Genomic DNA, 15,210 nt, shown 5'->3' with positions numbered 1-15,210 from the left:
AATATGTCGCTCCTCCGGAGCTTTACGTTGTAAGCAATATTCCTTTGCTATAAATATTTCGCTTCGCTGAAGCTTGAATTGAGACAATCTCTTTTTTATAGCTTAAAAGGAATATTTATTTCACGGTTTTTACTCCCAATTCAGCAACTGAAATATAATTTCCATCTTCACTGCTCTTGCCAATAAATTTAATAAATCTCGCTTTCGCCGAAGTTTTTAAAGTAATAATCTGCTCGACAGGATTGCTTTTGATATTCGAAAATTCGCCCTCAGCAACTGTTTTCCAGCTTGTGCCATCCGTACTTACTACCCACTGGTAATTTTTTACAATACCGCCTGTACCATTCTGACGAGGCAAATACGATAAAGATGAAATTTCCATTTCTTGTCCCATATCTATTCCAATGGATTGTGGGAAAGGTGTTAAGGATGTATTTTCCGTTGTACTCCAGAAAGTTGTGGCATTATCATCAATAGCATTTGCTGCTTTTTCCTTTTGCTCATTTTCAAAAGTAACGCTAACTATTTTCCAGTCTTTTTTGCAGACATTGAAGGATTGAATTGCTGTTTCGCCTGATTTCAAATCTGTTCCAAAAGATTTGGCTTTGATATCGCCGGATGATAAAAATGAAAATGCACTATCGTACAATGGAGATTGCAGCGTAGGCTCAGTTCCATCAATTGTGTAATGAATTTGATGTACAGGAGTGTCTGTGGTTATAGAAACGTTTCCGTCTTTGTCTCTTTTAATTTTTGGAAGTGCCAATTGTTCCGGTTCTCTAAAGACCCCAATGTCGCTTAAAGTGATACAAACTGGAGATTCTTCAATACGAATTCTCAATTTTGAAGTTGAAATGTAATTCGGTAAACGAACCAAACGATTTGCGCCAATACTAGTTGCTTCTCCGACTTTTTTCCATTTTCCATTAAAGAAAGCATCAAATTCGACTTTTTCAATACGTTGGCCTAGTTTGATGTTTTCTCTTAGACGGATGATATTAAAAGTTTGTTCTTTGCTCCATTCTAAAGTTAGCCATGCTTTTTTTACTTCGTCATTGGTTGCCCAATACGTGTAACGATCATTGTCGGTAAGATTTTTGATTCCGAAGAATATTTCATTTTCACCTCTAATTTCCGAAGCTTTGATCACAGCTGATTGGGCAAGATTATCGGCAAACAATTTTCTTAGAAAATCTCCAAAATCTTTCAATGCCTTAACGTCATTTGGATGCAATAAACCTTCTGTAGTAGGTGAAATTCCCAAATCCAGACAAGCGCCTCTTCCAACAGATTTCAAATAAATCTCAAATAACTCAGAAACCGATTTTACATGATTGTCATCGGTAGTGTGATAAAACCAGCCATTTCTTAGCGGAACATCACATTCAGCGGGCTTCCAGAATTTTCCGTTTCGCGTTCCTTCTGGAGCTTTATCGGAATTGGTTTCGCCCGGAGCAGCAACTAATTTTCCTGCATTTGGTTCTGGTGTAAAGGTTGCCCAAGACGTTTCAGCTGCAAAACCTTGTTCATTTCCTACCCAGCGTACATCGCCATTGTCGGCAAAAATCACAGCACCCGGTTGTAGTTTTTTTGAAATTCCCCAGGTAGTGTCCCAGCCGTAGTAGGTTGTGCGATCAATATTTCGTTTTTCTCTTTTTCCTCCATAATACCCGTCTCCACCATTGGCTCCATCAAACCAAGTGATGAATAATTTTCCATAATTCGAATACAATTCGGTTAATTGTTCACGGAATTTTGTTACATATTCTGGCGTTCCATAATACTCATTGTTTCGGTCCCAAGGCGAGCAATAAAGGCCAAATTTCATTCCAGCACTATTTGCAGCAACTTGAAACTCTTTAACCATATCGCCTTTGCCATTTCGAAAAGGGCTTTTACTGATATTATAATCTGTAGTTTTTGTAGGCCATAAACAGAATCCGTCATGGTGTTTGGCTACCAGGATTACGCCTTTGAAACCACCTGCTTTGGCTGCATTCACAATTTGATTCGCATCAAATTTCGAGGGATTGAAGATTTTAGGGTCGGCATCTCCGTAACCCCATTCTTTATTTTGAAAAGTGGTTGGCGTAAAATGAACCAAAACATATTGTTCTAATTCCTGCCACTGCAAATGTGCTTCGGTCGGCAAAGCTCCATAAGGAGCGGGAGCGCTTACCTTTTGAGCCGTCATCGATACAAAAGCAAAACAACCAAAAAGCGTTAATAACTGTTTTTCCATTTTTTAATTGTGGTTTATTGGTCAGTAATGTTGTGTCGTTTTTTTAGAGTTTCTTTAATTTACTTTAAAGACAACCGCCTCCGAATTTACCAAAGAAGTTCTAAGTTTTTGCGGAATACTGATAATAATTCCGTCAGTAGTTTTTTTGCTGCTCAATTTTTGTTTGCTAGCCAATAAAACAACTTTCGGATTTTTTAAATTCGTTTTGATGGTAATTTCTGCTGGCAATTCTTTTTCATCTTTCGCCGGCATATAAATTCCGTAAATCGCATTTCCTTTTTGTGTATAACCCACTTTTCCGTCTAAATAAGGAGCGGCAGGTTTGGTATCATAAATCGCTTCTCCATTTGCAGAAAGCCATTTTCCGACATTAGCCAAAGTAGTTTCGATTTTTGGGTCAAATTCTCCTTTAGCATCGGGTCCAACTCCTAATAATAAATTGCCGCCTTTTACCACAATATTAGTCATCAGCTGAATAACTTCTTTTGATGATTTGTAATGATCATTTGGCACCCAGCCCCAAGCACCACCCAGCGTAATACAACTTTCCCAAGGCACTGTCAATGGTTTTTCTGGAGTTTTTTGTTCTGGAGTCAAATAATTCTCATATTCGCTCGGAACCCAACGATCTACAACAAGCATTCCCGGTTGTTTTTTACGGGCAGTTTCGGCAATATGTTTCATGTCGATATCCATATCGTATGGATATTTGCAAAATTCTTCAACCTTTTTATTTATTGTTGAAAGTGGTCGAACCCAGCATCCATCAAGCCAAAGAATATCTACTTTTCCGTAATTGGTAGTTAATTCATTCAACTGATTTTGAGTGTACTGAACATAGCTTTTCCACCGATCTGGAAATTTTTTGATATCATACGTCGGATTTCTATCTTTTGGCGGATAATACGACCACCAGAAATTTTCAGTAGTCCAGTCTGGTTTTGAGAAATAAACACCAACAGCCAGTCCTTCTTTTCTTGAAGCATCTAAAACATCTTTTAATACATCAGCTTTTGGATTTTTCGCATAAGGCAATTCTGGATTTGTGATTTTAAAATCGGTAAATTTTGAATCGTACATACAAAATCCGTCATGATGCTTCGAAGTAAAAATCATGTATTTTGCTCCTGCATTTTTGAACATTTTAGCCCATTTTTCAGAATTCAAATTAGTTGGATTTAATTTGAATTTTGTATTTCTGTAATCAGTAGCATATTTGAAGTAATCATCGTAACCATCTCTAGTTACCCAATCTTCAGGAGCTAATCCCCAAGATTCAACCGTTCCCAATTGCGTGTAAAGTCCCATGTGGATTAGAACTCCAAATTTATAGCCTTGCCATTTGTCAAGATTGGCTTTTACTTGCGGGTCTTTTGTCCATACATAACCAGCTTCTTCTGATTTATTTGCTTCCATACTGAAATCGCCTTGCGCGTGAACAGAAAGTGAACCCGCCAAGACAAATGCAGTATATAATAATTTGAATTTATTTTTCATTTTGTTTTTGGTTAAGTCTTTATTGATGTTGCCGATTTGATTACTTAATGTAAAAATCAGGATCAATTAATCGGTTTCCAGTTTCGTCATAAACAGCATAGTTAAAACCACTCTGTACGCAATACGAACCGTAATCTCCTTTTTTGTTCAAAGCAATAAAGCCTACCTGAATATCTTTTAGATTTTTGTTTCTGTTTTTCATCAGTTTTACTACGCGTTGAACGGCTTCTTCACAAGCTTTTTGAGGAGATCTTCCCTGACGCATCAATTCTACAACCAAATGGCATCCCGCAATTCGAATTACTTCTTCTCCATGTCCGGTTGCCGTTGCTGCACCAATTTCGTTATCTACATATAAACCGGCACCAATAATAGGAGAATCTCCAAGACGGCCGTGCATTTTGAAAGCCATTCCGCTTGTTGTACATGCACCCGAAAGATTTCCGGCTGCATCCAAAGCGATCATTCCAATCGTATCATGATTTTCGATATTGGCAATTGGCTTATATTCTGAAGTTTTTAGCCATTCTTTCCATTCTCTTTCAGAATCGGGAACTAATAAATTTTCTTTTTGAAAACCTTGCGACAAAGCAAATTGAAGCGCTCCATCGCCAACCAGCATCACGTGAGGCGTTTTTTCCATTACGGCACGAGCTACAGATATTGGATGTTTAATATGTTCAAGACAACCTACAGAACCAATATTAGACATTTCGTCCATGATGCAGGCATCTAAAGTCACGCGTCCGTCACGATCTGGTCTTCCGCCGTAACCAACGCTTCTTTCTTTTGGATCAGCTTCTGGAACTTTTACGCCAGCTTCTACGGCATCTAAAGCTCGACCGCCGTTTTTTAATATTTCCCATGCCGCTTCATTTGCCTGAAGGCCAAAACGCCAAGTTGAAAGTACTATTGGTTTTCTAACTTTTCCTTCTGGAAGTTCATTTTGTTCCTCTTTAAGTTCTTCCGCATTTCCGGTGAAAGAATTCAATACAACAGCAGCCGATGCGATTGCAGTTGTTTTTAAAAAATTTCTACGATTTGTCATGTCTTTGTTTATTTAATCTGACTGAATTCAATCAGAAAGTAGTTTGTTTTTTGGTTGTAAATAGCACAATTTCAAAAAGATTGCTTTTTCTGTGAGAATACCGCTATCAGTTTGATTCTCTGCCTTTTTTTGCTAAAAATAAGTGTTTTTATTGAAATACTAAATCGTATTAGTAAAATTAACGCAACTGCTTATTCTAAATTTATTTTTTTATTCTAATTAGAAAAACTCTAAAGTTTTGGCAGACCAATCGTTATCAAAGAAACCGGTTACTTTCATATCTGGCAAACCATTTAAGAGCAAGTCGGTTTTGAAAATCATTACGTCAGGAAAGCCTGTAATTCCTGAAATGTAATTGTTAGCCCAAGTCGCTTTCATTCCTTTTTCAGAAGTTCCAGAAACAACGCCAACCATTGCGGTTTTGCTGTCGGATCTTGGTACAACAAAATATGCGGCCAAATCATCTCCTTTTAATATTTTGTTGTCAATTTTTACTTGCTGATTGTCAATTTGGATTGGAGAATTTTTCAGCAACAATTTCCATGCGGTATTGTTCGAAGCATTTCCGTAGATAATCACATTTCTGTCTTTGTATTTTTCCAATGAAAATTCTTTATCTGTAATAACATCGATGCTTCCGTTTCCTCTGTAATAAAAAGTTTCTGCATCAAATCGCGCTCTGTTTTGGTACCATTCTTTTTCCAAAGCAGAACCGCCTGTCGCATAAACAAAAACAACATTATTGTCAAAAGCAAATTTAAAACCGCCTTGACGTGCAGCATATTTTTCGACAGTATTAATTTCGTTGATTAATGCCCATTTGCTATTTTTTAAAGCTAAAATGGCTTTTTTGTCTGAAGCAGTTTTCAGAATTTGATCGTCAATGTTGATTGTGATTTCTTTGTTTATTTCCAATGAAGGCAAATCCAATTCTAGTATTGAAGCATTTTTAGTTTTAACAGTAATTGTTTCTTTGTCAATTTTGGCATTAATATTTGAAAAATCAAAGGCACGAATTTGTTGTTGCAATTTGATCCAATAATCTGTTGAAGAAACTGCTGGAGTTGCCGTATAGAAATCAATTTCTTTCACATTTTTATTTGCTGGAATGGTTTGGCGTTTGAAAAATTCAAAAATCGGGAACCAATCTACAGAATGATCGCCGTACCAATGTTCGCCACCAGGATATTCGTAATAGCAAAAATTTGGATGAAAAGTTCCCAAAATCTGACGCATTTCGCGCACTTGTGAAATCGGAACAGTCGAATCGGCGTCGCCATGAAGAATATACACTCCGTCTTGTTTTAAATTTTGGACAAGACTTTTTACACGTCCCGAATTTGCAGAACGTTTGATAGGTTCATAAGCTTTGAACATGTCATGCATTTCATCTCCTTTGTCAAATCCGTAAGTCGAAATATCAGGATAAGAAGCACATGGCGCAATTGCAGCAAATTTTCCAGGATATGTAGTTCCTAAAAACCAAGTTCCGTGGCCACCCATAGAATGACCTGTTAAATAGGTTTGTTCGGGAATTGTTTGGAATACTTTTTTGGCTTCTTCCAAAACTTCCAAAGCGTCGATTCTTCCCCAGTCTTCCCAGTTGAATCCAAAAGGGCGACGGTTTGTTGCCGCAACGATAGTTGCCCAATCTTTTTGTTTATAAGCACGCGACTGATTTCTGGCTTCTACAGAAGCGCCGTGAACCGATAAAACCAAGGCTTTTGGTCCGGTTCCTAAAGCAGGAGCAATGCTATAATATTGTACGCTGTTGTCAACTTTGCTTAGAAAAGTACGTTCGTGATGAACTGTAGCAGAGCGCTGCTGAATAGGAAATTCTGTTTTGTCCAATATTTTTCCGCTTTTGTCAATTAGCGTAAGTTCTAATTTTAGCTCGCCACTAAATTCTTTTTTTGCGGCTGGAACTTTGAATTTTACTTTTCTCACAAACATCGGCATAATGGCGTCAGTATTGTATGATGCGGTTTCTCCGCTAGATAATTTTGCCGTAATTTTAAGATCTTTTAAATCCTTTTCAGTTGCATTGATGACACGAGCTGAAGCCCATTTTTCGTCTTTTTCTCCATTGATGACATCCGGAAGCGTCAAGTCGCGTTTAGTGAACTGAATATTTTTTGAAAGAACAATAATTTTTGATTTTACACGCCCAAAACGTCCTTTTGTATATACAAATTCGTTTGTTCCTTTTCGAAGTTTAAACGGAATCAAAGTATATCCAAAATCATAATGATCTCCTTCATGAGGCATTCCATTTATGTAAGTGCGCGTTCCGCCTGTAGTTTCCAGAAGCACGATTTGCTCTTTAGGCGAATTGTATTCTGTAAAAAGAAAAGCAGATCTCAAATCTTTGCCACTGAAAACGCCAACTGAATCTACTTTAATAGTTTGCCAATCTCCTTTTTGCTTGTTTGGATTAACAAATTTTCCCGTTGCATATTGCCAAGCCACCGGATCTTGTCCGTTGAAAAGTGTACCGCTTTTTTTGTCGGCCGGTAGAAAATAACCTTCGGTGAATTGATGCAAAACACTTCCTTCGGCAGTTGTTTCTATTTTTTCTTTACCAAAATATTCCACAACATTTCCCGTAGTTTTAGTTTGTGCAGTCAAATTTGTACTGAGAGCAATCAGGAAAATTAAGAGTTCTTTTTTCATTTGTTTTTTTAGTTTTAGTTTTTATGTCCCTGTTTTTCCAATTAAACTATCGTTAAATAATTTTTAAGTTTTAGAATAAAAAAGGAACGATTGTAGGTTTTTAAAAACGCCTTTAATTTTTGTTAAAAACGTTATTTATAAGATTGGTTTATTAATCGAGATCTGTATTTATCGAGAAATCACTTATTAATTCAATTCTGTAATTTTTTTCAAAAAAACGATTCAATTTTTATTTTAATTTAGACCTTATTTCCTTTGTTTTTGGGGTTTTAGATACAAGAAATAAGATGATTTTTTAAATTAAAACAAGGGGCAAAAACAACTTTTTTTTGATTTTTTTATCTTATTAAAACGATTTAGTATTGTGGAATGTATTTTTATATTATTTTTGTTTTTAGGGTAAATTAAAATTATATCTAAATCAATTTATTAATTAATTCAATTTTATCATTATTTAATTATTAATTATCATTATTATTCGGAAAATGAAAATCGTTAAAACTACTATCGCTTCTTATACAAATACATCGTTATCTGTATTCTCTCGTGAAGAGTCGTTTTTCCAATCGCCTTTTCATTCACATCCAGAATTTGAATTGGTTTATATATTAGAAAGCCACGGCAAAAGAATTATTGGAAATTCGGTAGAATCTTTTCAGCCTGGCGATATGGTTTTCCTTGGAGATGATATACCGCATGTTTGGCTCAACGATGAAATTTTTTATAAAGGAATTAATAGCCTTAAAGCAAAAGCGATTGTAATTTATTTTAGCCGAGATCTTTTTGGGAACTCTTTTTATGAATTGCCAGAAGCGCAGGAAGTCAAAAAGTTTTTCGCCCAAGCAATAAAAGGAGTTGCTATTACAGGAGAAACCAACGCTTTGATCGCAAAAAAAATGAGTAAACTACTCAAAAAGAAAGGTTTTGAAGTCGTAATGGGACTTCTTGAAATTTTATTTCTTTTGTCAAAAAGCAAAGATTTGAGATATATTAATGATAATTCATATGTGCCAGTTAACGAGGATAATAAAAGTGATCGTCTTGCTGAAGTCTTTAAATATGTAAAATCAAATTACAAAGAAGAAATCTCACTTGATGAAATTTCAAAAATCGCTAATTTGACACCAACTTCTTTCTGCAGAATGTTCAAAGCTAAAACTAAAAAGCCTTTTGTAGAATATTTAAATGAAATTAGAGTTTCAAATGCCTGCAAATATTTGATTGAAACCGATTTGGGTATTTCTGAAATCGCTTATGAATGCGGCTACAAAACGGCATCAAACTTCAATAAACTTTTCAAGAAATTAATAGGTACTACTCCCAAAGAGTATCGCAAAAATGCTTTGGTATAAGCTACAGCTTCTATATTGCAATTTTATTAAAAAACTAGCATTAGATTTTGTCTAAAATTAAAATCTGCATTTTGAGGATTTCCTTTTATAAAGGAGTATTTTTTTTTATCTCGTAATTTATTACAAAAAAGCGCGACGAAAACTGGTCTTTTTGTAGGATTTATTAAAAAGATAATAAATGCTTAATTAATGATAATTTTGAGCTAAAATAAAAGATTGTAATGCAATAATTTTATTTTTTTAAGATTACAATAAATGGCTGTTCAAATTATAAAACGATTTAGTTAATAACTTGTACATAAATAAAGAAACGATAATCAGTAATTTTAGGTTTCAACCTTAAAATTTTATAATACTATGGTAACTCAAAAATATTGTCTGGCATTAGATTTACATGAAGATCCGGTTTTGATGGCGGAGTACAAGAAATATCATGAAAAAATCTGGCCAGAAATAACAGAAAGCATTACCAATTCGGGAATTGAGAATCTTGAGATTTATTGTGTTGGAAACCGAATGTTTATGATTATCGAAGCCAATGAGACTTTTACTTTTGAAAGAAAAGGTGAAATGGATGCCAATAATCCTGTTGTTCAAAAATGGGAAGAATTGATGTGGAAATACCAAAAAGCTTTGCCATGGGCAAAAGAAGGCGAAAAATGGGTGATGATGGAAAAAATATTTGATCTACATGAAAATCGATAGTCACCAACATTTCTGGAAATATGAGCCAGTAAAGGACGCTTGGATTACTGATGAAATGAAGGTAATCAAGCGCGATTTTTTGCCTGCTGATTTGGAACCCATATTATTTGAAAATCAGTTTGGAGGTTGTGTAGCCGTTCAGGCTGATCAAAGTGAGGAAGAAACACTTTTTTTGCTGGATTTAGCAAAAGAAAATCCTTTCATAAAGGGAGTTGTAGGCTGGATAGATTTGTGTTCCGATACTATTGCGGAGCGTTTGGAATATTGTGTTAAATTCGAAAAGTTGAAAGGCTTCAGGCATATTATCCAGGCTGAGGCAGATCTTGATTTTATGTTGCAACCAAAATTCCAAAATGGAATTTCGCAATTAGCAAAACATAATTTCACCTATGATATTGTGATTTTTCCGAAACATTTGGAAAATGCCGCAAAACTTGTGTCAAATTTTCCGGAGCAAAAATTTGTTATGGATCATTTGGCAAAACCAGATTTTAAAAACAAAGAATTCACCGATTGGGAAAACGGAATTCGAGCAATTGCAAAATTTCCAAACGTAATGTGCAAGATATCAGGCTTGGTAACAGAAGCCGATTGGAACAACTGGACCAAAACAGACTTTACACATTGTTTAGATGTGGTTACTGAGGTTTTTGGAATTGACCGTTTAATGTTTGGCAGCGATTGGCCAGTGAGTTTGCTGGCCGCTTCATATGCTGAATCGTGTGAAATTGTAGAAGACTATTTTTCGAAATTTTCAAAAATAGATCAAGATAAATTTTGGAGCAAAAACGCCATCAATTTTTATCATTTATAAAAAAAAACGACCGTGATTGTGAGTTCAAATGTATTTGCAATCAAAAAACTATCTAACTAAAATAGCATACAAAATGAATCTTAACCTTACTGATAAAATAATTATTGTAACCGGCGGAGCAAAAGGAATTGGACTTGGAATCTGCAAAGTCTTAGCAGGAGAAGGTGCAATTCCGGTAATTGTGGGAAGAAGTAATGCTGATAATGAAAAGGCAATCAGAGAAATCGAATCTGAAGGAGGAAGAGCATTAGCGGTTTCTGCGGAGCTTACAAACCCTGAAGCTTGTAAAGATGCAGTCGATCAAGTTGTTGCATTATGCGGAAGAATCGACGGATTGGTTAATAATGCCGGAGTAAATGACGGCGTTGGTTTGGAAAGCGGCGATTATGAAAAATTCATGGCTTCAATTCATAAAAATCTCGTGCATTATTATTTGATGGCGCAATATGCATTGCCTGAGTTGAAAAAAACAAAAGGGGCGATTGTAAATATTGGTTCAAAAACGGCTGATACCGGACAAGGAAATACATCGGCCTATGCTGCTTCAAACGGAGGACGCAACGCATTGACTCGCGAGTGGTCTGTTGAATTGCTAAAATACGGAATACGTGTAAATGCCGTAATTGTAGCCGAATGCTATACGCCATTATATGAGGCATGGATTAATACGCTTGAGAATCCGGAGCAAAAATTAAAAGAAATTACAGCGAAAATTCCGTTTGAAAACCGAATGACAACTGCCGAAGAAATCGCTAATATGACAGTATTCTTATTGTCTAATAGATCAAGCCACACTACAGGACAGCTGATTCACGTAGATGGGGGTTATACACATTTGGATCGTTCGCTTTAATTAATCAAAAATTAGGAGCAAAATGATGTTTTCATTACGTAATTATTTCGCGTTAATTTTCTGTTTAACGATTGGTTTTTCTGGTTTTTCGCAACAAAAAGCAATTAAAAGAATGGGTTCTGTTGATACTGAATCTTTTGATGACAATTGGGTTTTTTCGCGTTTCGGACTTCAAGCTGACGGATTGATTAAAGAAGAGCCCAAGAATTTAGAAGCCATTTCAACTAATGAATCCAATTGGGAAAAATTGAATCTGCCACATGATTGGGCGATCAAAGGACCTTTTAGAATTGAGCTTAGAGGTGAAACAGGAAAATTGCCATGGAAAGGAATTGGCTGGTATAGAAAACATTTTACTGTTCCGGCTTCAGATTCTGGAAAACAGATTTTTGTTGATTTTGATGGCGCTATGGCAAATGCCAAAATTTATTTGAATGGAAATTATGTAGGGACATGGCCGTACGGATATAATTCTTTCCGAATGAATTTGACTCCATTTTTAAAATTTGGAGAAGAAAATGTTTTGGCGGTTCGTCTGGACACTGAAAACTGGGATTCTCGTTGGTATCCGGGAGCTGGGATTTATCGTCATGTTTGGTTGGTAAAAACAAATCCGGTTTATGTTGGTCATTGGGGAACTTATATCACCACACCAAATATCACAAAAGAAGAAGCGGCAATCAAAGTATTGGTTAAAGTGGACAATGCAACAAATAAAACCGTTAAAGCAGTTGTTACTACCGATTTGTATGAGTTGGATATTGATAATAAACCTACAATAAAAGCGGGTTCGTTAATTGTTTCTACTTTGGAAATCAAGCCAAATTCAACGGAAGAATCAGAAGCACATTCGATTTTGAACAATCCTAAATTATGGGATTTGAAAACACCAAATCGTTATGTTGCCCAAACTAAAGTAAGCGTTGACGGAAAAGTAGTTGATACTTACAATACGCCTTTTGGTATTCGAACAATTGAATTTACACCGCGAAACGGATTTCTTTTAAACGGGAAAAGAGTTGAGATTTTCGGTACCTGCAATCATCATGATTTAGGTGCTTTGGGTGCCGCAATTAATACTTCGGCATTGAAAAGACAATTGTTGATGCTGAAAGAAATGGGATGCAATTCGTTGCGTACGTCTCACAATCCTCCAGCTCCAGAATTATTGGAATTGGCAGATAAAATGGGATTTTTAGTTTGGGATGAAGCTTTTGACGCCTGGAAAATCGGAAAAAAGAAATTGGATTATAATGTGATTTTTGATCAATGGCATGAAAAGGATTTGATGGCTTTGGTTCACAGAGACAGAAATAATCCTTCGGTATTTATTTGGTCAATTGGAAATGAAGTTCCGGATCAGCAAAATGTTAAGTTGACAAAAGAACTTGCCGATATTATGCGCAGAGAAGACCCAACGCGTCCAGTTTCAAATGGATATAACGATCCAGATGGCGGAAGAAGTTCGGGTGCGGCTATAGCATTGGATATAATGGGAGTGAATTACTTTTTTGATCAACAACCAAAATGGGATATCGATCCGAGATATGCTAAAAAACCAACGATTGGAAGTGAAACCGCTTCAACGGTAAGTTCTCGTGATGAATATTTCTTTGATGATAAATACAATAAAACCACTTGGCAGATTTCATCTTATGATGATGCTTTTCCGGGTTGGGGTTGTTCGCCAGATATGCAGTTCCGTACCAATGCAAAATATCCTCATTTATTGGGAGAATATGTTTGGACCGGTTTTGATTATTTGGGAGAGCCAACACCATATAATTCAGATGAAACGAATTTGCTGAATTTTAGAACAGATCCATCTAAACAGAAAGAATTAGAGGCAAAATTGGCAGAATTGCAAAAAAACAATCCGCCATCAAGAAGCAGTTATTTTGGCATTATTGATTTAGCCGGTTTTCCAAAAGATAGATATTACAGCTACAAATCACATTGGAGGCCTGACGTGCCAACTGCTCATATTTTACCACATTGGAATTGGAGCGAACGTACAGGTCAAGTAGTTCCTGTTCATGTTTATACTTCGGGAGATGAAGGTGAATTGTTCCTAAATGGAAAAAGTCTTGGAAGAAAGAAAATGACTAAAGGTGTGGATTTCCGTTTAACATGGGACGATGTTATTTATAAACCAGGCGAACTAAAAGTTATTTGCTATAAAAATGGAAAAATTTGGGCAACAGATATTGTAAAAACAACAGGAACTCCCACAAAGCTAGATATATCAGCTGATCGAAAAGCGGTATATGCAGATGATGTTGATTTGGTTTTTGTAACGGTTGATGTTACTGATAAAAATGGTTTAGTTGTTCCTCGTTCAAACCCGTTAGTCAAATTTTCAATAGAAGGAGCAGGCGAAATTGTGGCAACTGATAACGGAGACGCAACAAGTTTTGTGCCTTTTCAAAGTAAAGAAAGACCAGCTTACAACGGAAAAGTTTTAGTAATTGTCAAAGCCAAAAAAGATCAAAAAGGACAATTTACCGTAAAAGCAGAAAGTGAAGGTTTGCAAGCAACTGCAACAACAATCTGGATTAAATAATAACTACATAAAAACAAAAAAATGACCAAAAAGATAATCTTAGCGATTTTAGTAATTGGAACTACGATCGCAGGCTATTCGCAAAACAAAATTGAAGCAAAAGATATTGCTGAAAAAATGAAATGGTTTGAGGATGCGAAACTAGGAATCTTCATTCACGCTGGAATTTATTCAGTTGCGGATGTTTCTGAATCGTGGAGTTTTCACAACGGAAAAATCTCGGTTGAAGATTATATGAAACAACAAAAAAGTTACACTTTAAGTAAATATGATCCTGCAGCCTGGGCAGATATGATCAAAGATTCTGGTGCAAAATATGCTGTAATCACGACCAAACATCACGATGGAGTTGCGATGTATGATACTAAATTGGGAAAATTGAGTTCAGTAAAAACTTGTGCAGCAAAAAAAGATATGATTAAGCCATTTTTTGAAGAATTGCGCAAAAGAGATGTAAAGTGCGGGGCTTATTTTTCATTAATCGATTGGACGCATAATGATTATCCTGGTTTTTTGAAAGATAAAGCACGTTACGATATTAAGAAAGAGCCAGCACGTTGGGAACGTTTTCAAAAATTCTACCAAGGTCAAATCAAAGAAATTTCAGATTGGTATAATCCAGATTTATGGTGGTTTGATGGCGACTGGGAACATAGTGCAGAAGAATGGCAAGCTGAAAAAACTCGTAAAATGATGCTGGACAGAAATCCGAATACGATTATCAACGGACGTTTGCAAGGTTATGGAGATTATGATACGCCAGAACAAAATTTCCCTGTAGTACGACCAGCCTTCAAATGGTGGGAATTGTGCATGACGATGAACGAAAACTGGGGTTACCGCGTGAGTGACAACAATTGGAAAACACCTTACGAAATTGTAACGATTTTTGTAGATGCCGTTTCAAATGGCGGGAATTTATTACTTGACATTGGGCCAAAGCCTGACGGAACGTATCCAGAAACAGTAGTAACAACTCTAAAAGAATTGGGAGATTGGAACAGAAGAAACGGAGAAGGAATTTTCGGAACTATTCCTGGAATTCCGCAAGGACATTTTTATGGGCCAACAACACTTTCTAAAGATTCAAAAACGCTTTATTTATTTGTTCACGGAAAAACTTCAGGCCAATTAATGTTGAAAGGTCTTGATAATAAAATTCAAGATATTACGGTTTTAGGCTCAAATGTAAAATTGACGCATAAAGTGGTTGGAAAAATTTCATGGAGCGCAGTTCCTGGTTTGGTTTATATCGATCTTCCAGAAAGTGCAATCGATAAATATGTGACTTGTATCAAAGTTACTTTGGATGCGCCGATTAAATTATACAGAGGTCACGGAGGATTTCTGACAAACTAATAATTTTAAAATGTCATTTCCTAGATGGGGATGGCATTTTTTCATCTAATTTTTGAATTGATTTCATATAAAAGCCAATAAAACTAATGCCTTATAGGCGTTTC

Annotated in this window: 10 protein-coding genes; 6 read left to right on the top strand and 4 right to left on the bottom strand. The window is 36.0% G+C overall.

The window, feature by feature from the left end:
* Positions 1–115: 115 nt before the first annotated feature.
* The 4 genes from SCB73_RS02890 to SCB73_RS02875 all read right to left on the bottom strand — a co-directional run bounded on the left by SCB73_RS02890 (position 116) and on the right by SCB73_RS02875 (position 7,460).
* Positions 116–2,242: an alpha-L-fucosidase gene (locus tag SCB73_RS02890; RefSeq protein ID WP_320568656.1), complete on the bottom strand. Its 2,127-nt coding sequence runs from the start codon at positions 2,240–2,242 to the stop codon at positions 116–118.
* Positions 2,243–2,296: 54 nt separating this feature from the next.
* A complete protein-coding gene (locus SCB73_RS02885) occupies positions 2,297–3,739 on the bottom strand; it encodes an alpha-L-fucosidase (protein WP_320568655.1) in 1,443 nt (480 codons plus the stop codon).
* Positions 3,740–3,779: 40 nt separating this feature from the next.
* Complete coding sequence (locus SCB73_RS02880) at positions 3,780–4,787, bottom strand: isoaspartyl peptidase/L-asparaginase family protein (protein WP_320568654.1); 1,008 nt, start codon at positions 4,785–4,787, stop codon at positions 3,780–3,782.
* 219 nt (positions 4,788–5,006) lie between these two features.
* On the bottom strand, positions 5,007–7,460 hold the full coding sequence (locus SCB73_RS02875; protein WP_320568653.1) for a prolyl oligopeptidase family serine peptidase: 2,454 nt from the start codon (positions 7,458–7,460) through the stop codon (positions 5,007–5,009).
* 485 nt (positions 7,461–7,945) lie between these two features.
* Between SCB73_RS02875 and SCB73_RS02870 the strand changes: the two genes are divergently transcribed.
* The 6 genes from SCB73_RS02870 to SCB73_RS02845 all read left to right on the top strand — a co-directional run bounded on the left by SCB73_RS02870 (position 7,946) and on the right by SCB73_RS02845 (position 15,106).
* Positions 7,946–8,812: an AraC family transcriptional regulator gene (locus SCB73_RS02870; RefSeq protein WP_320568652.1), complete on the top strand. Its 867-nt coding sequence runs from the start codon at positions 7,946–7,948 to the stop codon at positions 8,810–8,812.
* Positions 8,813–9,169: 357 nt separating this feature from the next.
* On the top strand, positions 9,170–9,517 hold the full coding sequence (locus SCB73_RS02865; protein WP_320568651.1) for an L-rhamnose mutarotase: 348 nt from the start codon (positions 9,170–9,172) through the stop codon (positions 9,515–9,517).
* Positions 9,504–10,331 carry an amidohydrolase family protein gene (locus tag SCB73_RS02860; RefSeq protein ID WP_320568650.1) on the top strand — a complete coding sequence of 276 codons (828 nt, stop codon included), beginning with the start codon at positions 9,504–9,506 and terminating at the stop codon, positions 10,329–10,331. Before SCB73_RS02865 ends, SCB73_RS02860 begins: the two co-directional genes overlap by 14 nt.
* A gap of 73 nt (positions 10,332–10,404) precedes the next feature.
* Positions 10,405–11,184: an L-fucose dehydrogenase gene (locus SCB73_RS02855; protein WP_320568649.1), complete on the top strand. Its 780-nt coding sequence runs from the start codon at positions 10,405–10,407 to the stop codon at positions 11,182–11,184.
* A gap of 22 nt (positions 11,185–11,206) precedes the next feature.
* On the top strand, positions 11,207–13,747 hold the full coding sequence (gene galB / locus SCB73_RS02850; protein ID WP_320568648.1) for a beta-galactosidase GalB: 2,541 nt from the start codon (positions 11,207–11,209) through the stop codon (positions 13,745–13,747).
* Between the two features lie 21 nt (positions 13,748–13,768).
* Positions 13,769–15,106, top strand: coding sequence for an alpha-L-fucosidase (locus SCB73_RS02845; RefSeq protein WP_320568647.1), 1,338 nt, complete (start codon positions 13,769–13,771; stop codon positions 15,104–15,106).
* Positions 15,107–15,210: the final 104 nt, after the last annotated feature.

Source organism: Flavobacterium sp. KACC 22761 (assembly GCF_034058155.1).
GTDB lineage: Bacteria > Bacteroidota > Bacteroidia > Flavobacteriales > Flavobacteriaceae > Flavobacterium.
This window is presented reverse-complemented; position numbering and strand designations above follow the sequence as displayed.

What these genes read in the sequence shown, in the direction of transcription:
- SCB73_RS02875 (WP_320568653.1), bottom strand. Translation starts at nt 7,460, where the DNA reads ATGAAAAAAGAACTCTTAATTTTCCTGATTGCTCTCAGTACAAATTTG.
- SCB73_RS02845 (WP_320568647.1), top strand. Translation starts at nt 13,769, where the DNA reads ATGACCAAAAAGATAATCTTAGCGATTTTAGTAATTGGAACTACGATC.
- SCB73_RS02890 (WP_320568656.1), bottom strand. Translation starts at nt 2,242, where the DNA reads ATGGAAAAACAGTTATTAACGCTTTTTGGTTGTTTTGCTTTTGTATCG.
- SCB73_RS02860 (WP_320568650.1), top strand. Translation starts at nt 9,504, where the DNA reads ATGAAAATCGATAGTCACCAACATTTCTGGAAATATGAGCCAGTAAAG.
- SCB73_RS02885 (WP_320568655.1), bottom strand. Translation starts at nt 3,739, where the DNA reads ATGAAAAATAAATTCAAATTATTATATACTGCATTTGTCTTGGCGGGT.
- SCB73_RS02855 (WP_320568649.1), top strand. Translation starts at nt 10,405, where the DNA reads ATGAATCTTAACCTTACTGATAAAATAATTATTGTAACCGGCGGAGCA.
- SCB73_RS02870 (WP_320568652.1), top strand. Translation starts at nt 7,946, where the DNA reads ATGAAAATCGTTAAAACTACTATCGCTTCTTATACAAATACATCGTTA.
- SCB73_RS02880 (WP_320568654.1), bottom strand. Translation starts at nt 4,787, where the DNA reads ATGACAAATCGTAGAAATTTTTTAAAAACAACTGCAATCGCATCGGCT.
- SCB73_RS02865 (WP_320568651.1), top strand. Translation starts at nt 9,170, where the DNA reads ATGGTAACTCAAAAATATTGTCTGGCATTAGATTTACATGAAGATCCG.
- galB (WP_320568648.1), top strand. Translation starts at nt 11,207, where the DNA reads ATGATGTTTTCATTACGTAATTATTTCGCGTTAATTTTCTGTTTAACG.